The following is a 20,686-nucleotide window of genomic DNA, read 5'->3' as shown; positions in this document are numbered from 1 at the left end:
AGCAAATATATAGTTATATTTTACAATTTCAAATATTTCTTTTTGTGATTTTCACATCCGTAGTCTCTATTTTTTCTCCCAATAAAACACGTGCGCTTAGAAAAACAAACCAGTTTTCTAAGCGCATGTGCGATTTTGCACGGGCCAATCGTTCAATTTCGCACGGTCTCATCCTCCATCCGCCGCTTCAGCGTAAACCGGCTGATGCCCAGTAGTTCCGCCGCTGCGGTGCTGTTCTCCCCACTCAGCGCCAGCGCCTGGCGGATATAGGCCCGTTGAAATGCCGTCGTTTCGGCCTCCAGGTCAATAGGCCCCAAGGAAAGATCCCTTATCCCAGCGGAGGCCGCCCCTCCGGCAAACGCGGTCAACGGCGCGCCCCGAAGGGTCTTTCCCTCACAAAACAACACCTCACGTTCCAAAACGTTTCTCAATTCCCGCACATTGCCCTTCCAATAATAGCGGCGCATCTCGCCCAGATAGGCCGGGTCAATGGATTCAATCTCCTTTGAAAATTTCTGATTGAAGTGGTGCAGGTAGTAGTCCGCGATGACAGGAATGTCCCCCACCCGTTCTCGCAGGGGCGGAATGAATATCTGCATGACATTGAGCCGATAGAACAAATCCTCCCGGAAAGACCCTTTAGCAATCTCGTCTTCCAGCCGGCGGTTGGTGGCAGCCACCACCCGCACATCCACCGGGATATCCGTCAGGCCGCCCACCCGCTTAAAACAGCGGTCCTCCAGAAATGTCAGAAGCTTTGCCTGCATGGCAAGAGACATCTCACCAATCTCGTCGAGAAACACCGTGCCGCCGTGCGCCAGCTCAAACAGACCCTTTTTGGTCTTCACCGCGCCGGTGAACGCACCCCTTTCATAGCCGAACAGCTCCGCCTCCAAAAGGTTTTCCGGGATGGCGCTACAATTGATTTTTACCATAGGGCCTGCCTGCCGAACGGAAGCATAGTGAATCATATTCACCACTACCTCCTTACCTGTGCCTGTTTCGCCCCGAATCAGCAAATCCACGTTGTCGTTTTTTGCCAGAAGACGAATCTGGGACCGGATTTCCTCTGTGGCGGGGCTGTTCCCAATCAACTCCCGCTGCTTGCCCTTTACAGCCTTTAAGCTGCGGTCTTTTTTTAGTTCGTCCAGACTGCGGCGGATGACGAGATTCAATTCATCCAGATCAAAGGGCTTTTGCACAAAATCATAGGCCCCCCGGCGGATGGCTTCCACCGCTTGAGAAACCGTCCCGTAAGCAGTAATCATGATGATGCGTACTTCCTCGTCAAGATGGCGGAGTGCCTCAATATAATCCGTCCCCACATCCCCTTCCAGGCAGTTATCCAGCAAGATCACGTTTGGACGCATGCGCTCCGCCGCGGCAAGGCCTTTGGCAATCGTCCCCGCCGTGTCAACCTCATAGCCCATGTCCGAAAGACCCGCCTCCAAAGAAATGCGGATGAGACTTTCATCGTCGATGACCAGTACCCGTTCTTTCATAGCGTCTCCTTTTCTGCCGTATCCGTCCGGCGAAACCGCATTTCAATGCATGTCCCGCCGCCGGGACTGCTGAAAATTTTCATTTCGCCGCCATTTTGCTGCAGTAGGCGGCTTACAATGGCAAGGCCGTATCGTCCGGTCCCTCCCGAAGCGATGCCCTGTTCCACGGAGCGCAGCTTTTCACGGTCCATTCCCGTCCCGTCGTCCGTCACCGATAAAAGGACCTCCTCCGGACTGCCCTGCGCCCGCAGGAGAATGCGTCCCCCTTGCCCCACGGCTTTCAGTCCGTTGCTCACAAGATTTATCAGAACTTGTTTCAGCTCCGCTTCGTCGGCATAAATTGCAAGGCCCGGCTCCGCCGCGGTTTCTATGGTAACGCCATGGTTCCCGGCCAGCTTGGAGTAAAGCATGGCCACCTCGCCTAGCAGCGGCTTCGGTTCCACCACAGCCTTGTGACTTTCCCGCTTGCGGGACAGATTCAAAAGATCCCCGATCAACTCGTTGATGCGGTCCACCTCTTTGATGACGCTGCTGCATAGCGTCCGGTCCCGCTCCCGCTCCAGTCCGCGGCCCACCACTTGAATCGAAGCGCGGATACCCGCCAGAGGATTGCGGATTTCATGGGCCAGCATGGCCGCTAACTTCCCGATATAGGCCAGTTTTTCGCTCTCGCCCACTTTTTCTTCCATGATCTTATCATAGGTCACGTCGTCAATGGTGCAGAGCGTCCCGGGCTGGGTTTCAGCACTCCCCCGCCCAAGCCGCCAGACCCCTATCTGATAGACCCGTACATCCCCCCCGCCATCCTCCAGTCGGATGGCCTCCAGGGGAACGCTGGCCTGCGTAAGGCGGCGCTCCAACACCAGACGCAGCGTCTGTCCGGCAGCTAAAAACGCCTCATCTGTCAGCATGGCGTTGGCCCGGTCATTGACGCACAGCACCTGCCCATCCGCACCATAGGCCACCACGCCTAGCGGCAGGTTCTGCACAATATTTTCGTTCAACGCTTTTTGCTCTGCCAGCGCGGCGTTGTACCGCCTTAACTCTTCCAGCATTCTGCGGAACGCATCCGCCAACTGCCGCGTTTCCGCACTGCCCACATCCGTGGGAATCAGCTCCGGCGATGCCTTCTCGGGCCGCTCTCCAATGGCGGCGCAGGCGGCTGCCAGCCGCCGTACCGGCTCCGAAATTCCGTACGAGACAAAGACACCCACCTGAATCGTGATGATTAACAAGGCGATGGTGGCAAGAATGGCGTATTTCTGCTCCTCCATCAGGCTACTTTGAAACTCTGCCTCGTCCAGCGTATAACAAAGCCTCCAGCCAAACCTGTTGTCCTGCTGCTCTGCCAAAATGCTTTTCTCGGCCACCAAAGCGGCCCCCCGTTCTGTTCCCAGAAGACGGACGCCCTTGCTGCCCAGAATGACAAGTCCGTCGTTTTTAAGGGCGGCACAGCCCGCGAGAATCACGTCCTGTCCCACATTGTCTCCGAACTGGCGGATGTCCCAGCTGATATAAGCCAGCAGTTCCTCTCCTTTTTCCCGCTCTTGTGTCATCTTACTTGTATATCCCTCTCGGAGCATCAAAAACCCGAAGCACAGCACGGAGAGGACGCAGATACTCACCACCGCCATGAGAATCTTATTCTCAATGGTCAGCGACCATCTCCTCCTCATCCCTTTGCCTCCTTTACTCGACTCAGCAAGGACCCCAGCCACAGCGCGCCGACGGAGATCAGCGTTCCCGGCAGGGCGGGATGCACGGGGAGCAAGCCTCTATAATAAAGCGGATAAAATACCGCCAGCGCCAAAAGTCCGGCCCCCAGCGCGGAAAAAACGCCTGTCCGGGTTGTTCCCTCCCACAGGAGTGTTCCAAACACCGGGGCCAGCAGCGTCACGCTGAACACGCCCCATACGTCCCCGCCATATGTCAAAAGAGAGGCCGGTGGAGATAAAGCCAGCAGCAGCGACAGCGTTCCCCCCGCCATCACCGCCCCCCGGCTCAGACCCACCAGAGTGCTCTCCTTCAACGGTCTTGGCCACAGTGCCCCCACAATATCGCAGGAACAGCTGGATGCAATCAGCAACAGTTGAGAGTTCGCGGTGGAAACGCACGCGCCGATAATGGCAAACAGCAAAAATCCACTCCACGCGCTGTACAGGTCATTGTTGAGAATATAGGTAAAAATCTCATCGGTGGATAAGGTCGCATGGACCGTGGGAATCAGCACCCGCATCCCAAGGCCGATGCTACTTAATGTGAAGTAAATTCCCGCCAGCAGCGCCAGAGAAATCCAGATCATCCGCCGGGCAGAGCGGGCGTTCCGCGAGGCCAAGATTCGCACGGCATACTGGGGATTTACTGCCAGACCCAGCCCCCATCCGAAAAACATACTGATGCTCATAAGGGGCGCAAAATCCCCCTGCCCGAAGGGCCTGAGAAGATCCCCGGGCTTGGTGGCATATTCCATCCCCTCATGAGCGTACCCCGTCACGCCCGCCGCGCCGGAATAGATTTCCCCCAGACTTCCCACCCGGGCCACGACGATTCCCAGCAGAACGCTCAACCCCACAATCATGAGAATCAGATTAAATACGTCGCTGCGGGTCACCGACTGATAGCCGCCGAAGGACGTATATAAAATGAACAGGTACACCAGCAGAATGGACAGGCTGTACGGAATACCAAATAATGTGGAGGCCACAATACCGAAGCCCTTGATCTGAATCACAAGATACAGCACATACACCGCCGCCAGCAGAACGCCAAACACCGCCTGAAGGCCCTTGGACCCATATCGCACGCGAAACAGCTCCGGCACCGTGGTGACGCCCGTGGCATACAGCTTTCCGCTGATATGTATCATCAGCAGCGCCCCTAAAAACCAGGGCACCACCGAGAACATCAGGGTCGACAACCCGCTTTCATACACTGAGCCAGTCAGACTGAGGATGCTGGCCGCCGAAGCCCATGTTCCCACAAAGGTGCAGACGCACCGCCACAAAGGCAGCCGCCGGTCGCACATAAAAAACTTTCCAACGCTGTCGCTGTCTCGCAGGCTACTTTTTCCAATTACCAGCAAAATCGCAGAATACGCCGCAAAATAGATAAGATAGAGCATCGTTTTATTCATGGCGCGATTTCCCCCTTGCGTCCCGGCAGCTTCTCTTTTTTGTTAGTTTATCATACCCCGCGATGTTTGAAAACCCCCGGCTCTGTTATGGATCTTGCAATCAGACGGCGGGCTGAAGCACCGTGTGAGAAGCGGTGGAATCGCAAAAGCAAAGGCCCTGATGCTTGAGCATCAGGGCCTTTGCTTTTTCTAAAGCCACGAGGCGGAGGGAAACACAGGGTCAGCCCGCGTTAAAATCTGCAGCGACCTGTGCGTAGAGCAGAACGCTGTTAATCAGCGCACTTTCATCCACCAGATATTTTCCGGAGTGCTGGGGCCACACAGCGCCGCAAGCCTCATTGCCAACGCCAATCAGCGCGATGGCGCCGGGGACCTTCTCCATGAAATAGGCGAAATCCTCGCCTCCGGTGACGGGGTCAACGGAAATCACTGCGTCGGCAGAAATCGCTTTGCGGGCGGCGGCGATGGCCACCTCGGTCATTCGGTCGTCGTTGATGGCGGGGGGAACAATGTGGTCGTAATTCAGCTTCGCCTCCGCGCGGAAAGTCTGCGCGGTCTGGGTCACGATCCGCTCCATCATCTCCGGGAAGCTCTGATACAGGTCTCGGGAGAAATAGCGAGTGGTGCCTTCCAGCCTTCCATACTCCGCAACCACATTCCAGCGGGTTCCCGCTTCTATGCGTCCCACGGTCAAAACAGCGGGATCACTGGGGTTCACTTCCCGGCTGACAATGCTTTGCAAATTCGTCACAATCGCACTGGTGACCACGGCGGCATCCACACACTGGTGGGGGGCGGAGGCATGGCCGCCCTTGCCTTTGATATCAATGCTGAACTGATCGGCGGCGGCCATCCGGGGTCCCGGGGCCAGCGCCACCTGTCCGGCGGGCACGTTGGACCACACATGGATGCCGAAGCAGCCGTCCACACCGTCCAGCGCACCGTTCTCAATCATGGATTTTGCGCCCTGCGCGGATTCCTCCGCCGGCTGAAACGCCAGACGGACAGTGCCGCACAGATCCGCTTTCACATCGTTAAGTACACGGGCCGCAGTCAGCAACGTTGAGATATGGCAGTCATGTCCACAGGCGTGCATAACGCCTGAAGCCTCGCTGGCATAAGGCAGTCCGGTTTCCTCCTGAACGGTCAGCGCATCCATGTCGCCCCGAAGCAGGATGGTTTTTCCGGGTTTTTCACCCTGAATAGTGGCTAAGATTCCTGTCTCCAGACCGCAGGGGCGCCAGGCAATCCCAAACTTATCCAGCTCCGCCTTGATCCGTTTGCTGGTTTCGTACTCTTTTCCGCTGACTTCGGGATGCGCGTGGAAATAGCGCCGCATCTCAATGAGATAATCGCCGTATTTTGCGGCAGCTTCTTTGAGGTTCAACTTTCAGCACTCCTTTTTTGTTAAAACATATTTGCAAATGCACCTGCAACAAAGACCGATGTAATGGTAACCGTGACGAAGCCGCCCACAATCATAGACGGGAACATCTTGCTCATCAGATACTCCTTTTCTTCCGGAGTCTGGGCCAGCGCCGTGCAGGTGGACTCGGTGATGATGGCGTCGCAGGGGAAGCCGTACAACGCCGTCAGACCGTTGGCAAAGGCCATTGGGAAGGACATCCGCAAGACCATAGACACGATAAATGACGTAATGGCCATACCGATCACGCCCACCACAATCAGGACGACCATAGGGACAATGATGGCCTTCAGCATATCGGGCGTGCAGTCCTTCAGTCCGTCAAACACGTACATCATCAGCGCGAACATTATAATTCCATAGGAATTGGCTTTATTCAGCGAGTTTGCATCCAAAAAGCCGATGGTGGTGAAGAGGATACCCAAAACCAGCGCCCAGATCGCGCCGCTGATCTTACCGATGTGAGGGAAGACGATGCTGCCAAGCTGCGTGGCCAGCCAGCCCACGATGGCCAGCTTGATCAGAACCACAACCGCGGAATCAAATTTCTGAGGGATGGGGGGAATCAGCTTCCTTTTTGCGGCAGACGCAGCGGTGGCGGCCTCCGCTGCCTTTACGGCAGCTCGGTCGGAATCGGTCATAAGCGTATCGCCGCCGCGGTACTCTTTCAAAAGGCGCTTGCCCTCCGCCTGAAGACAGACGGCAGTGATGGGATACCCCGCAAAGCCCTGAATGCAGTACATGGTGATGGCAAACACAGCGGCTTTCTGGAGCCCAGCCGCGATAGCAGCGTCACGCATCAGCGTGGCGGCCACAATGCCGCCGGTCAGCGGAGGCAGACCGGCAATGACCAGCTGGCGCTCCATGATCAAAGGGGCCACCAGCAGAGAAAGTCCGCACATACCGGCAAGACCCACCAGACATACCACAATGGTCTTCCACTGTTCTTTCAGTTGCTTGAGGCTGATTACCGTGCCCATGTGGGTAATCAGCAGGTAAATGCCAATGGTACTGCCGAAGGGGATCAGCATACTGTCGCTGACCAGGGTGGTGGGGAACACCGTCCAGTACCCCACCAGCATCACCACTGCCGTGACAAATACCGAGGGGATCCATGCCTTGGTCAAGGTGGAAACCACTTCACCGATAATGAACGCGGCTGCGCAGATAACGAACGCAAGTGCAAAATTGTACATACTTTCTCCTTACTCCTGTCATGCTTATTTCTATTCAAAACCCGGCGGCTTGCCGCTGGGAAGTCCTTTGCCGACGCATGTCAGGCGGTCCCTTTCTCCAATTGGGAACGCCACTCTCAGCGGTTGAGATATTCAACGGCGATGCCCGCCATGGCCCGGATGCCGTATGGCATGGCTTCCTCCCGAAGGACCAGTTTGGGGCTGTGAAGGGGATACAATTGCTCCCCGCCCCGCCCGCCAAAGAGCATGAAATAGGCGGACGGCGTCCCCGTCATCTGATAGAAATAGGCAAAATCCTCACTAAAGCCCATAGGCCGCTCCAGTTCCACAATGGCGTCGTCTCCCAATTCCTCCGCCACGGCCCGTCTGGCGCAGTCCACCAGATCCGCATCGTTGTATGCTGCGGGATAGCCTTGATAATGATAAATATCCACGTTGCAGCCGGAGATGGACTCCATCCCCTTGCCGATGGCAAACATCTGGCTGCGGATCGTTTCCCTCACCTCCTCGGAAAACGCCCGGGACACGCCGCCAAACTTCACCTCACTGGGAATCACATTGGGCGCGTCGCCACTGTGAATGCTGCCGATGGAGAGAATCCCCGTCTCCAACGGATCAATTCTGCGGGCAACAATTTGCTGCATGTTTACGATCATTTGGCAGGCCGTCAGAATGGGGTCGTCTGTTTTCTGCGGCTCCGAGCCATGTCCGCCGCGGCCGCTCACCGTCACATCATATAGGTCCACAGACGTGGTGACAGCGCCCGCCCGCATACCGATCTTGCCCACGCGCTCCTGATCCGGCAGCATGTGAATCGCATAGATGGCATCCACATGGGGGTTCTCCAAAACGCCCTTTTCCACCAGCTCTTTGGCTCCTCCGGGGAGAGTATCCTCACTGTGCTGGAAAATCAGCTTCACCGTTCCTCGAAACCGCTCTCTCATCCCGCACAACACCTTTGCTACGCCCAGCAACATGGATGCGTGCATATCGTGTCCGCAGGCGTGCATCATTCCCGGAATCTCGCTGGCGAAGGGCAGCCCGGATTCCTCGTTCACCGGAAGCGCGTCAATGTCGGCGCGCAAGGCAACGCACTTTCCAGGTCCGGCGCTACCGTGAATCAGGGCAACCACAGCCGTTGGAGCAGGCTGTTCAATCCTGTCCACTCCGTACTCCGCCAGCTTTTCTCGAATAAGCGCAGCGGTGCGCACCTCCGACCGGCCAATTTCGGGATGACGATGAATATCTCTTCGGACGGCAATCATTTCGTCAATACAGGCTTCCGTCCCGGTTTGAATTGCGCTCATGTGCATCATACTCCTTGCTCTTTTGATAAAATCCTATAAATTTAAGGGGCTTTTGCAAAACAACCACAAAAGTCCCTCTTCTGTATGGGGTCGCCCGAATACGTTGTCCTCTCATTCTCTCAAGCGAGGGTTTTGTCATGCAAAGCAGTGATTTAGCTATTTAAATAGTATTATCCTGCAAAGCTTTTCAACAGTCAATAACGGGTTTTGAAAAAATATACAAAATTTATAAGGCCATTTTTTATTTTGCAGTCTTTTTAACCAGACGCCGTCTATGTGCGGAAAATTTTATCTGCGTATATTCCTCGCCAATTCCTTAATTGGCCTAAGAATTTTTGATATTATAATATACGGACCAGCATTTTCCATTAAAAAGTTTGAACTTTTAAATTGCAGGTCGTACGAAAAAATAACCATTTCTTTTCATATTTTATACATATTGTCAAAAGGTTTTTTGCATGGACGGCGCACCTGCGTCAGGTCCCTGCAACCAGGCAGGCACAAAAAACCGTAGAGAATCGGCGCTGCGCCGATTCTCTACGGTCCTATTTCAGTGGGTTCTGTTATACGCCAAACTGCCAATACAGGAAGGTTACAATCTGACTTCTGGTGCAATTGGTATTCGGGCTGAACGTGGTAACTGTGGTTCCCTTGGTAACCGCTTTTTCAACAACCCACTCAATTACGTTTGCATAGTACGCGCCGGAGGGCACATCTTCAAACGAATTGGCGGCTGTCACAGATGGGGAACCTGTCGCGCGATACTGGAAGGTGACGATTTGCGCCCGGGTGGCAACGCCATTGGAGTTAAATGTCGTAGTGCTGGTGCCGCCGGTGATTCCTTTCTCCGGCGCCCACAAAACTCTCTTAAAGTAATCGCTTCAGCGGCACAGCCCGCCAGAGCACCAATGTCGAAGGCAAATTATCTGTCGCGTTCCTTGATTAGTTTAACTAATCAAGATCTATAAAAAACGGAATAAAAATTCCGACCAGAAACGAGAGGATGTCTTTCCTATCTTTTTTTCTGAATGCGCTGTGCGGAGCCGTCTCCTTATAAAAGAAGACAGCCCCGCACGGATTTTTATCAATCAGTCCTCGGGATGGAAATGGCTCTTGTCCGCGCCGCACAGAGGGCAGACATAATCATCGGGCATGGGGCCTTCCTCGGCCTCGTCATAGACATAGCCGCACAAATCGCACACATACTTCATAAAAAATCTCCTTTCCGATATATTTTTTCTGTTTTTAGGGCAAAGGCTCAAAAACCTCGGCAGTGCGATGGCAAATCGGACATTCAAATCCATCCGGCAGGGTATCTCCCTGATAAATAAAGCCGCACACTTTACACACAAAGCCTTTGGGCTTGTCCTCATTTTGATCGCCGGAAGCAGCCGGCGCCTCCCCCCGCAAATCGGCGGCCAAGGCTTCAGCCAAGGCCTCCAGCTCTGCGTCCTGCCCAATGGCAAGCGCGGATTTCAACGTGACGGGAGCGGTCACAAGCTCCATATTCTTCATCCCGCCCAGAATCTGGGTCATCAGCTTTCCGCTGGCGGGCGCCCAGGAGCCATTTTCAATCAGGGCCACCTTTCGGTTTTGCAGGTTGTGGTGGGCCACATCATGGAGCAAATTTTCCATAGAGACGAAAATGCCGTTATTATAGGTGGTGGAAGCAAACACAATATGGCTGTATTTAAACAGCTCGGACAATACGTAGGAATAATGCGTCACGGACACGTCGTACATATCCACGGCAATGCCTCGCTCTGCCAAACGGCAGGCAAGAATATTGGCGGCGACTTCGGTCCCTCCGTAAACCGAGGCAAAGGCAATAAGCACGCCCTGCACCTCCGGCTCATAGGCGGCCCACTTGGCATATTTGCTCACGGGATAGTCCAGATTCTTCCGCCACACCGGACCATGGAGCGGGCAGATCATCCCCAGCTCCAGCCCGGAAACCTTCTTCAGCAGCGAAAGCACCTGCGGTCCGTATTTCCCCACAATGTTGGTATAGTACCGCCGGAACTCGTCCAGCCAGTCCCGGTCAAAGTCCACCTCATCGGCAAACAGGATTCCGTTCAGCGCGCCGAAGCTTCCGAAGGCGTCGGCGGTAAACAGGATATGGTCGGTGGAGTCATAGCTGGCGATGACCTCCGGCCAGTGGACCATGGGCGCGTTATAAAAGGTGAAATTGTGCCGCCCGGTGGGAAGGGAATCCCCTTCGTTTACAAGAATCACTCGCTTGGGGTCCGTGCAGTGGAACTGATGAATCATGTTGACAGACTTCCCGTTGCACACAATCGTGGCCTCCGGATGCCGCAGCATCAGATCGCCCAACGTGGCGGCGTGGTCCGGTTCCATATGGTGGACAAAGACATAGTCCAGTGTCCGCTCTCCCAACGCATACTCCAAATTTTCAAAAAACTGGGTCTGAACCGCTCGGTCCACCGTGTCAAACAGAACGGTTTTTTCATCCAGCAGCAGATAGGAGTTGTAGGACATGCCCCGGGGCGTGGGATGGGTCGCCTCAAAGTGGGGGGCCTGACGATTACTGGCGCCAATCCAGAGCAAATCCTCCGTTACCTTCCGAATACAGTGCATAGTCAACACCTTACCTTTCTAAACGCAGCCAAAAACAATCACATTCCTACTTTGCCAATATTATAACATAGTATTTCTGTAAAAACCAACCCGCTTTGCGACAATTTTTAGACTGCCGCCCCCGGATTCAGCCGTTCATTGGCCGCGCCGCTGAAACGCCCGAAAAACCGGGCGGAACAGAATCTGGAATCAACATATACCGCGTCCCGTGGCTTTGTCAAGCGTCAAATACACCGTTTTTGCGACACGCGCAAGAATATTTTTTTCAAAAGCCGAAACTTATTGAAGGTCGTTTACGTCAAGCTATTACAAGCCCGGCCAAAACGGCAGGGATTACTTTTGGAGGTATTTGTATGACAGGAAAAACGAAACCGCTGACTTCTTTGAAAAAGCGGATGCTGGCACTATTGGCGGCGATGTCTCTCATGGCACTGACCGCATGCACGGGGCAGCCGCCCGCAGGCTCTTCCGGCAGCGCGGGGCAGGCGTCCTCTTCCGGGTCCACCCAGGCGGGAACTTCTTCCGCCGGGTCCTCTCAGGCTGAGAAAACAGAGTCCATGGGCCTTTCGGACCTGACGGGGCTTCTGGGCCTGACGCAGGAAGAGCTGATCGCCGCCATGGGAGACGAAACGCCCGAAACCGTGGACGAGGGTGGTCTGGGCTTTGAAAAGGCAGGCATCCGCGTCTGGTTTGACACTGACACCTATACGAAGGTGGCGCAGGTTCTTGTGATGACCGACCGTATTGACCTGAACGGACTTCATCTGGGTGACAGCCTGTCCGACTTTACGGAGGTCTTCGGCCAGCCCCTCAGCGACAAGGACGGAGACGCGCATTTTGCCTATGAAGACCATTTCCTTTCCGTGGTTTATGACACGGATTCCGCATCTAACACGGTGATCAGCGTCTACGTACTTCAGGAGAATTTCTAAAAGCGCACCCCTTTTTCATCTCTTTGGCGGGCCTTTGACGGCTTTTACGCAACCGGGTCCCTGTGCCTATGGCACAGGGACCCGGTTTTATTTATTTCACCAGCATTTTGCGCTGGGCGGTGCACCTTCCGCCTTGCATCGGATTCCATCCGGCGCGGTTCATTAATGGAACCTACGCCAGATTGGCAACCGCGGTATAAATGCCCGCGATGCGGTACCATGTGGGGAAGTTGACCCGCCCTGTCACCGGCAGGTCAAACGTCTCCTGAAACACCCGCACGGCATTGGCCGTACTCTCTCCGTACACGCCGTCCTCCGCCACCTTGGGAATCAGGGGATAGTTGTTGGAAATGGCGTTGAGTTGGTTCTGGATGGCTTGCACCGGCGCGCCGGTAGCTCCCTCCTCCAGCACATAGCCGGGGAAGGAGATTGGAATCCCCTCCACCTTTTGTGCCTGCTCCAAAAAGATGTCATACCCGTAAAAGCTCTTCAGGATTTGAAGGGCTGGATAGCCTTGATCGCCCAGGCCCTTGGACCCCCACTGGCTCAGCCAGCCCGGGCAATTCCTCCGCGCCCCGTCACAGTACTGAGTAAACAAGGGTTGAGCAATGTCTGGCTTCGTGACATAGGTGGTAAATATCTCATCCACCACCTCCGAAATTTCTCGGAAGATGGTGCGCCCATAGGTAAACGCCTGATCATAGGCGGTTGAGTTGGTAACTGTAAAGTCAAAGCCCTTGTTCCGATACCACTCCGTGTAGACCCGATTGAGGGTAAAGGAGATGATGGCCAGAACGTTTGCCTTGATCGTCTCCACGGGCCAGGTGGAATAAATTTCGCTGCTGGCCACGTTTTTGACGTAATCTGTAAAAGGCACCGTGACGTTGGCCGCATCGGTATTTTCCGGGCGGCCCTGATGCACCACAATCAGCTCCGGCACCACCGGCTCCGGCAAAACTACCAGATTTTCAGCAAAGGGCAGCTCTTTCACCGCGTCCTCCGGAATTTTGGGCGGGAAATTTCCCCAAAGCGTGGGATAGGGAATCAAAAGACCCGAAAACGTTGGCCGCAGGGCCACGTTCTGCACCGCCGTGACCTCGGGAAACATTTGCACGTTTTCGATGACCGTCTGCCCATAGCCCGGGAGGGAGACAAGCACATTGTACTGGTTGAAGGGCCTGGGCTGCCCGGCCTCCATGGAAAATTCCAGCGGAGGCGTTGGAAAGGTCAGCTCCGGAGCTTTTCCCTGCGCGTTGGTCTGTACCTCCTCCAAAACATTTCCGGAATCGGGGTCAATCACCTGGATGGACACGTCCTCTGCGGGCACGCGCCGATCCTCCAAAAACGCGTTGATTTGCAATTGTCCTAGTCCGCCTTGGGTGTTTTGCACCGGGGCGGTGTTGATTTCACCATTCATACTTCAAGCGCTCCTCCCTGCGGAATGTGGATTTGACTGCTAACGGTGCGCCTCCCTGCGTCCGCCTGCCGCCCGGACTTTCCCGGCGACAGGCGGACGCAAAGACGCTTTCCGGACGACAATACCATCCTATGCCGCCCTAGCAGACCTTAGCACTCTGGGCGTGCAGAAGCTGATTTTGCCTCGTTTTAAAAGGACATATAACCCAAACAAAGAGTAGACATAAGCCTAATAAATAGTAATCATTCCGAAAATATTCTTGCATTTTAGTCCCTAATATGATATTTATGAAGGGTACTACATCTCTCACAACCCCGCATCGGACTGCATAATGCATTGCCGCTGCCGCCGTAAAGGAGGAACGACTGTGAAAAAAATAACAACATTGCTTGGCCTGTCTTTTTTATTACTTTTGAGCGCCTGCTCTTCAAGTAAGCCCTCAGCTTCGGGAACCGGTTCCGAGGATGTGTTTTCGGAGCCGGTTAAAATTACCGCCGAGGAGGCCCATGAGCGCATGACCAACGGGACGCCGGTGGTGGTGGACGTGCGCACCGCCGGAGAATATGCGCAGGGCCACATTCCCGGGTCTATCCTGCTCCCCAACGAGGATATCGGTGCAGAACCGCCGGCCCAACTTCCGGTGCTGGACGCGGAGATTCTGATTTACTGCCGCAGCGGAAACCGCAGCGCACAGGCCGCAACGAAGCTTTCAGACATGGGCTATACAAATCTCAGTGATTTCGGTGGAATCATCGACTGGCCTTATGAGACAGAGAGCGGAGACTATCTGCCCGTCGAGACGGCGGGCACCCTGTCCTCCTTCGCCGCATGGGATTTAAACGGCGTTCCAGTAGACCAGCGCATTTTTGCGAATTACAAGCTCACCTTAATCAACATCTGGGCCACCTTCTGTGGCCCCTGCCTGCGGGAAATGCCGGATTTGGGCCAGTTGTCCGCAGACTATGCAGACCGGGGCGTTCAAATTGTGGGCATCGTGGTGGACGTTCCCCAGACCAGCGGGGCTTTTTCTCCGGACATGGTGCAGACCGCCCGGGATTTAGTGGAGCAGACCGGGGCAAACTATCTCCATCTGCTGCCCTCGGCGGATTTAATTGCCGCAAAGCTGTCTGGCGTCAGCTCTGTACCCGAGACGATTTTTGTCAACGACAAGGGCGAACTGGTGGGCCAGTCCTATGTGGGCGCCCGCAGCGGCGAGGAGTGGTCGAAAATAATTGACTCTCTGCTGGAGACGGCGGGATGACGGCGAAGGATGCCCCGTCTCCCCGCCGCCGGGTGACAGGAAAGCGCTTTGTCACGGCTGCAATTTTTGCCGTCTCCGTGTGTCTGATTGCCGTGGGCGTTTCTGTTGGTGAGCCGGCAGAGGTTTTGCAAAAGGCCGTGAACATCTGCCTTGAGTGCATCGGGATTGGCTGATGAAACAGGGAATGCGGCATTTGATTCAGGCGCTGGCGGCCTTTGCGCATAACCCGTATCTGGGAAATTTCATCACCGGGCGCATTCATCAGGGCCCCTCCAAGCGCCTGTGCGTCCCGGGACTGAACTGCTATTCCTGTCCCGGTGCCGCCGGAGCTTGCCCCATCGGCTCGTTGCAGGCGGTGATCGGTGGGCGGACGCGGAGCGTTTCCTATTACGTGACCGGGACGGTGCTGCTATTCGGCGTATTGTTTGGACGGCTGATCTGCGGCTTTCTATGTCCCTTTGGCTTTGTGCAGGACCTGCTGCACAAACTTCCTTCTCCCAAGCCCAGTCCCCCCCGACGGCTGGACAGAACACTGCGCTGGGGGAAATACGTGATGCTTGCCGCCGTGTTGCTCCTTCCCGCGCTGGTGAAGGACGCCTTCGGGATTGGCGACCCGTTTTTCTGCAAATACGTATGCCCCGCCGGAACGCTGGAGGGGGGGCTTCCCCTGCTGGCGACCAACGAGGTGCTGCGGGCCGCCGCCGGGTTTCTGTTCTCATGGAAGCTGGGACTCTTGGTGCTGGTAATTGTGGGGTCGGTGCTGGTGTATCGCCCGTTTTGTAAATATCTCTGCCCTCTGGGGGCGATTTACGGACTGCTGAACCGCTTCAGCGTCTATCAGATGGGCGTAAACGAAAGCGCCTGCATTCATTGTGGACGATGCGAAAAGGCCTGTAAAATGGGCGTGGACGTGACCGGAAATATCAACTCGGCAGAGTGCATCCGCTGCGGCGCGTGCAAGGCGGTTTGCCCCACAGGTGCCATCTGGTCCGGCTTTTTCAGGCGCGGGGAATCCACTGCCAAAAACAGTCCGGCACCACCGCCGCCAAAGCCAACCACCGACCACAATTGAGTGGAGCATTCGGTAAGCCATCTAAGCCTTGAGAAATCCAAAAATTCCCCTCGGATGGGATGGAATTTCGCCTTGACACTTTACTATTTTTAAGCTAGTATAAAAATAATTCAGGTGTGTCAACGGGGACGAAAAGCCAGTGGAATTTATCTGCGCTTTCGTCCCTCTTTTTATGATTGGGGGAGATGCCAATGGAAGAACTTCTGCGCATGGAACACATCACCAAGCAGTTCGGCAGCGTCTATGCCAACCGAGACATCAATTTGGACGTGCGGCGCGGCGAGGTGCACACGCTTTTGGGTGAGAACGGCGCCGGAAAGAGCACCCTGATGAATGTGCTCTTTGGCCTCTATCAGCCCACCGCCGGGAAAATTTACCTGAATGGAGAGGCTGTGAAAATCGCCTCTCCGGCCGAGGCGGTGAAAAAAGGCATCGGCATGGTCCACCAGCACTTTATGCTGGTGGAGGCAATGACGGTTTTGGAAAACATCATTCTGGGCGACCGGCGGACAAAGGGCCTGTTCATTGATAAGGATGCCCGACGCAAGGAAATTCTGGAGCTGGCGGAGCGCTACGGGCTGGATGTGGAGCTGGACAAGCCCATCACGGAGATTGCAGTGGGCGCGCAGCAGCGCGTAGAAATCCTCAAGGCGCTGTACCGGGGCGCGGAGCTTTTGGTGCTGGACGAGCCCACCGCCGCCCTGACCGACATTGAGACGGAGGGTCTGTTTGCCATCATCGAAAAACTGAAAAGCGAGAACAAAAGCGTCATTTTTATCAGCCATAAAATGCGCGAGGTGATGAAGATTTCCGACCGGGTCACGGTGCTGCGGGCGGGGCAGACGGTATGCACGCTGGATTGCCGCGGAACGGATAGCTGCCAGCTTGCAAACCTGATGATCGGCCGTGACCTTGCCCCCTCCCGTTACGAAAAGATTGAAAAACCGGGTGAGCCCGTAATGGAGCTGACCCATGTGAGCTTTCATAAATCCTCCAAGCACAACGGGCTGAACGACGTGTCCCTGACCGTGGGCCGGGGCGAGATTGTGGGCATTGCGGGCGTGGATGGAAACGGCCAGAGTCAGCTCGCCCAGATTGTCACGGGCGTACTCACGCCGGCGGAGGGCGTTGTGGACCTGAAGGGCTCCACCGTCGCCCGCTTCACCCCCAACGGTTTTATTCTGGAAAACGTGTCCCATATTCCAGAGGACCGCAACAAAATGGGCCTGATTGGCAATATGTCCGTGCAGGACAATCTGGTTTTGAAAAACACGGAGGAGTCCCGCTTTTCCGACGGGCACGGATTGCACCTGAAGAAAAAGGCCATTCACGACTATGCACTGGGCATGCAAGAGAAATACGACATCCGCTGCGAATCCGTGGATCAGGAGTGCCGCAATCTCTCCGGCGGAAACCAACAGAAGGTCATTCTGGCTCGAGAGCTGGAGGGCGATCCCGACCTGCTGGTGGCCGTGCATCCCACCCGGGGCCTTGACATCGGCGCCACCCGCTATGTGCATGACTCTATGATCGATGCCCGTACCCGCGGCTGCGGTGTGCTGCTGATTTCCGCGGACTTTGACGAGGTACTGGAGGTTTCTGACCGTATCATCGTCATGTTCGAAGGACAGATTATGGGCGTTTACTCCGGTAAGAATCCTCCAATTGAGGAAATCGGCCTGGCCATGGCCGGCAAATAAGGGGGGCGGGATTGTTATGAGAATCAGAAAAAATCTGGTGAGCATTCTGGTGCCGCTGGCTTCCGTTTTGCTGGCGTTTGTCATTGGCGCCATTATTATCGCCTCTCTAGGGAGCAACCCCATCAGCGCCGTGGGATACCTTTTTCAAGGTGCCTTCGGCAAGGCCAACAACATTGCCTCCACGCTGGTGAAGGCAACGCCCCTGATCTTTACCGGCCTTTGCGCCTGCTTCGCCTATCGCTGCGGCGTGTTTAATCTGGGCGGCGAGGGACAGTTTATCATGGGCTCCATCGCCACCTGTTGGGTGGCCACCACCTGGGGCATTGAGGGACCGGGAGCCACGCTGCTCTGCCTGCTCTTCGGCGCGGTGGCTGGCGGCCTGTGGGGCGCAATTCCAGGCATTTTGAAAATCACCCGGGGCCTGAACGAGATGATTGTCTCTATCATGCTCAACTATGTGGCAGCTTTGTTCATGGGCCTTTTGTACACCAGCGTTCTGCGGGAGGGCAACGTTCCCCAAACCGCCGCCGTACCGGACGCCACCCAGCTCCAGCGCATTTTTCCCGATCTGCGGGTCACTTGGGGCATTGTCATCGCGCTGGCGGTGGCCGCAGTGGTGCAGTATTTCCTGTTCAGCACCTCCAAAGGCTTTCAGCTTCGGGCGGTGGGTCTGAACATGACCGCCGCAGAGTTTAACGGCTTCAGTGTCAAGAAATACATTTTGTACAGCTTCATCGTTTCCGGCGCGCTGGCGGGCCTTGGCGGCAGCGTGGAGCTGCTGGGCACTCAATACCGCCTGATCAGCGGCTATGCCGTGGGATACGGGTTTGACGGCGTGGCCATGGCGCTCATCGCCCAGCTCAACCCGGTGGCCACGGTGGTGGTGGCCTATTTCTTTGCGGTGCTCCGCACCGGCGCCAATACCATGCAGGCCGGAACCGGCGTTCCCACCTCCGTCATCGGCATTATTCAGGCTCTGGTAATTGTCTTTGCCGTGGCCGGCACCGCACTGGTCAAGCTGCCGCATATCCGCCAGTGGCTTTCAAACCACCTGGAAAAGAAGGGAGAGGTGAAGTAATATGGATATGGGTGAACTGATTCTCTCCACCGTCCGCATGGCAACCCCCATTCTGATGGTGGCCCTTGCCGAGCTTTACTCCGAGCGGGCGGGCCTCGTCAACATTGGTCTGGACGGCATCATGTCCTTCGGCGCACTGACGGGCTTTCTGGTTTCCTTCATTTCGGGCAGCCCCTTCCTTGGGATTGTGGCGGGGGCCTGCGGCGGCGTGCTGATCAACATGATTTACGCTTACTGCACCATCTCCCTGTGTGCACCTCAGATTGTCTATGGCATGGCCATCAACATTTTCGCCCCTGCGGTGGCGTCCTTTATCTACCGGATTTACTTCGGCGTCAGCTCCACACTGGCGCAGGCAACCCTGATGCCAACCGTGGCAATCCCCGGTTTAAAGGAGATTCCCTTTTTGGGAAAGCTTCTCTTTGACCAGACCCCCATGGTCTACTTCGCTTATCTGATGGTCATTTTCACCGCTATCTTCTTCAACCGCACGAAGGCGGGCCTGAACTATAAGGCCGTGGGCGAGTATCCCAAGGCGGCGGAAACCCTGGGCATCAACGTCGTCGGTCAGAAATACGTGGCTTGCATCATCTGCGGAGCCCTGGCGGGCATCGGCGGTGCGTATCTCACCACCTGCTATGTCAACACCTACTCCGACGGCGTGGTGGCCGGGCGCGGCTTTATCGCCCTGTCCGCGGTGATCTTTGGTCGGTGGAGCGCGGGCGGCGTACTGATGGCCTGCCTTCTCTTCGGCTTCTGCGATGCGCTTCAGCTCCGTCTGCAAATTTTCAATACCTCCACACCCTATCAGCTCTTCCAGATGATTCCCTATCTCTTTACGCTGGCGGCGCTGACGGTGTTCGGCATCAAAAAGGCCGGACCTGCGTCTAAAGGAAAGCCGTATATGCGCGAGGAGCGCTGAGTTTTATTCATCAGGCGCCTGCCTTTTGATAGAGTAACCAACCCCAAAACTGAATTACGGAGGAAAATGAAAATGAAGAAATTCTTTGCACTGGCTCTTGCGCTTGCCATGACCGTGTCTCTTGCGGCCTGTGGCGGCGGCTCCACTCCCCCTGCGTCCACAAGCGGCTCCGCGGGCAGCGCCGCCGCTTCCGGCGGCAGCGACAAGGTCTATAAGGTGGCCATGATTTGTGACTCCAACATCTCCGACGGTGGATGGGGCGCCGCCTGCTACAACGCCATGGAGGCTGCAGCAGCCGATCTCGGCTGGGAAACCAACTATGCCGACAGCGTGGCCCAGTCCGACTATGCCAACTCCATGACGGGCTTTTGCGACATGGGGTATGACATGATCTTCCTGCCTGGCAACCAGTATTCTGACGCCACCGTTCAGGTTGCCAAGGACTATCCCGACATTGCCTTCGCGGTGCTCAACGGCGCCACCACCCTGCCCACCGACAACATCACCAGCATTCTGCCCGACGCCAACCAGATCGGCTATATGGCCGGTGCGCTGGCGGGCCTGATGAGCAAGACCAACGTTTTGGGCTTCATCGGCGGCATGGAAATCGACACCACCAAGGCGAAGCTGGCCGGATTTGAGAAGGCCGCCAAGGCCATCAATCCCGACATCACCGTTCTCTCCGCCTATGCCGGCTCCTTCAACGACGTGGCCAAGGGCATGGAGCTTGCCAACGGCATGATCTCCCAGAAGGCCGACGTCTTCTTCGGCGACGCTTCCGCCGTGGACTCCGGCGCCCGTCAGGCCATCGACGCGGCCAACGGCAGCGGCGAGATTGCTATTTTCGACATTGGCCAGCCCGCCGATCTGGTGGCACAGAGCCAGAATCCCTGCCTGATCGGCTCCGTTGTCACCGACAACGCCGGTATGCTGAAGCTAGCTATGCAGGACGTGGAGGCCGGCAGCTTCGGCAACAAGACCATCTACGGCTCCTATGACAACAACTGCCTGGCTATCGGCACCTTCAACGATTCTCTGGTTTCCGCTGACGTGCAGACCTCCTACATGGAGTATATCAATCAGATGGCCGCGGGCACCTTCCCCGGCTAAGCTTCCAATCGCAAAAAGTCACTCAGGCGGGG

Annotated in this window: 18 protein-coding genes; 8 read left to right on the top strand and 10 right to left on the bottom strand. The window is 55.8% G+C overall.

Annotated features, from left to right (window positions below; all coding sequences use genetic code 11):
- Positions 1–152: 152 nt before the first annotated feature.
- From RT018_RS07940 to RT018_RS07900, 9 genes are all read right to left on the bottom strand, one after another.
- Positions 153–1,502 (bottom strand): sigma-54 dependent transcriptional regulator, encoded by a 1,350-nt coding sequence (locus RT018_RS07940; RefSeq protein WP_312940825.1) that lies wholly within the window; start codon positions 1,500–1,502, stop codon positions 153–155.
- Positions 1,499–3,178, bottom strand: coding sequence for an ATP-binding protein (locus RT018_RS07935; protein WP_312940823.1), 1,680 nt, complete (start codon positions 3,176–3,178; stop codon positions 1,499–1,501). The genes RT018_RS07940 and RT018_RS07935 overlap by 4 nt, the downstream gene beginning before the upstream one ends.
- On the bottom strand, positions 3,175–4,635 hold the full coding sequence (locus RT018_RS07930; RefSeq protein ID WP_312940821.1) for a sodium:solute symporter family protein: 1,461 nt from the start codon (positions 4,633–4,635) through the stop codon (positions 3,175–3,177). The genes RT018_RS07935 and RT018_RS07930 overlap by 4 nt, the downstream gene beginning before the upstream one ends.
- A 220-nt stretch (positions 4,636–4,855) precedes the next feature.
- Positions 4,856–6,022: an amidohydrolase gene (locus RT018_RS07925; protein WP_312940818.1), complete on the bottom strand. Its 1,167-nt coding sequence runs from the start codon at positions 6,020–6,022 to the stop codon at positions 4,856–4,858.
- 20 nt (positions 6,023–6,042) lie between these two features.
- Positions 6,043–7,257: a hypothetical protein gene (locus RT018_RS07920; RefSeq protein ID WP_312940817.1), complete on the bottom strand. Its 1,215-nt coding sequence runs from the start codon at positions 7,255–7,257 to the stop codon at positions 6,043–6,045.
- Positions 7,258–7,373: 116 nt separating this feature from the next.
- Positions 7,374–8,564 carry a M20 family metallopeptidase gene (locus RT018_RS07915; RefSeq protein WP_312940815.1) on the bottom strand — a complete coding sequence of 397 codons (1,191 nt, stop codon included), beginning with the start codon at positions 8,562–8,564 and terminating at the stop codon, positions 7,374–7,376.
- Between the two features lie 563 nt (positions 8,565–9,127).
- Positions 9,128–9,424: an S-layer homology domain-containing protein gene (locus tag RT018_RS07910; RefSeq protein ID WP_312940814.1), complete on the bottom strand. Its 297-nt coding sequence runs from the start codon at positions 9,422–9,424 to the stop codon at positions 9,128–9,130.
- Between the two features lie 228 nt (positions 9,425–9,652).
- On the bottom strand, positions 9,653–9,775 hold the full coding sequence (locus RT018_RS07905) for a rubredoxin (protein ID WP_312940813.1): 123 nt from the start codon (positions 9,773–9,775) through the stop codon (positions 9,653–9,655).
- A 34-nt stretch (positions 9,776–9,809) separates the two neighbouring features.
- Complete coding sequence (locus tag RT018_RS07900; protein ID WP_312940812.1) at positions 9,810–11,162, bottom strand: MBL fold metallo-hydrolase; 1,353 nt, start codon at positions 11,160–11,162, stop codon at positions 9,810–9,812.
- A 353-nt stretch (positions 11,163–11,515) separates the two neighbouring features.
- Between RT018_RS07900 and RT018_RS07895 the strand changes: the two genes are divergently transcribed.
- Entirely contained in the window at positions 11,516–12,094 is a 579-nt protein-coding gene (locus RT018_RS07895) for a hypothetical protein (protein ID WP_312940811.1), read from the top strand.
- Between the two features lie 172 nt (positions 12,095–12,266).
- On the opposite strand, the gene RT018_RS07890 is transcribed toward RT018_RS07895, so the two are convergent.
- Positions 12,267–13,511, bottom strand: coding sequence for a peptidoglycan-binding protein (locus RT018_RS07890; RefSeq protein ID WP_312940809.1), 1,245 nt, complete (start codon positions 13,509–13,511; stop codon positions 12,267–12,269).
- Between the two features lie 367 nt (positions 13,512–13,878).
- On the opposite strand from RT018_RS07890, the gene RT018_RS07885 reads away from it, so the two are divergent.
- The 7 genes from RT018_RS07885 (at position 13,879) to RT018_RS07855 (ending at position 20,654) form a co-directional block, all read left to right on the top strand.
- Complete coding sequence (locus tag RT018_RS07885) at positions 13,879–14,772, top strand: rhodanese-like domain-containing protein (RefSeq protein WP_312940807.1); 894 nt, start codon at positions 13,879–13,881, stop codon at positions 14,770–14,772.
- Positions 14,769–14,945 carry a CD1871A family CXXC motif-containing protein gene (locus RT018_RS07880; RefSeq protein ID WP_312940805.1) on the top strand — a complete coding sequence of 59 codons (177 nt, stop codon included), beginning with the start codon at positions 14,769–14,771 and terminating at the stop codon, positions 14,943–14,945. Before RT018_RS07885 ends, RT018_RS07880 begins: the two co-directional genes overlap by 4 nt.
- Complete coding sequence (locus tag RT018_RS07875) at positions 14,945–15,844, top strand: 4Fe-4S binding protein (RefSeq protein ID WP_312940804.1); 900 nt, start codon at positions 14,945–14,947, stop codon at positions 15,842–15,844. Before RT018_RS07880 ends, RT018_RS07875 begins: the two co-directional genes overlap by 1 nt.
- A gap of 191 nt (positions 15,845–16,035) precedes the next feature.
- Positions 16,036–17,544 (top strand): ABC transporter ATP-binding protein, encoded by a 1,509-nt coding sequence (locus RT018_RS07870; protein ID WP_312940803.1) that lies wholly within the window; start codon positions 16,036–16,038, stop codon positions 17,542–17,544.
- Between the two features lie 16 nt (positions 17,545–17,560).
- Positions 17,561–18,622, top strand: coding sequence for an ABC transporter permease (locus tag RT018_RS07865; RefSeq protein WP_312940802.1), 1,062 nt, complete (start codon positions 17,561–17,563; stop codon positions 18,620–18,622).
- A 1-nt stretch (position 18,623) separates the two neighbouring features.
- On the top strand, positions 18,624–19,544 hold the full coding sequence (locus RT018_RS07860; protein WP_312940801.1) for an ABC transporter permease: 921 nt from the start codon (positions 18,624–18,626) through the stop codon (positions 19,542–19,544).
- Between the two features lie 72 nt (positions 19,545–19,616).
- Positions 19,617–20,654, top strand: a complete 1,038-nt coding sequence (locus tag RT018_RS07855; protein WP_312940800.1) for a BMP family protein — start codon at positions 19,617–19,619, stop codon at positions 20,652–20,654.
- Positions 20,655–20,686 lie beyond the last annotated feature (32 nt).

The sequence above is a fragment of the Oscillibacter sp. genome, assembly GCF_032060045.1.
Taxonomy (GTDB): Bacteria; Bacillota; Clostridia; order Oscillospirales; family Oscillospiraceae; genus Oscillibacter.
Note: the sequence above shows the minus strand (reverse complement) of the source record. Positions and strands in the feature narration are given on the sequence as shown.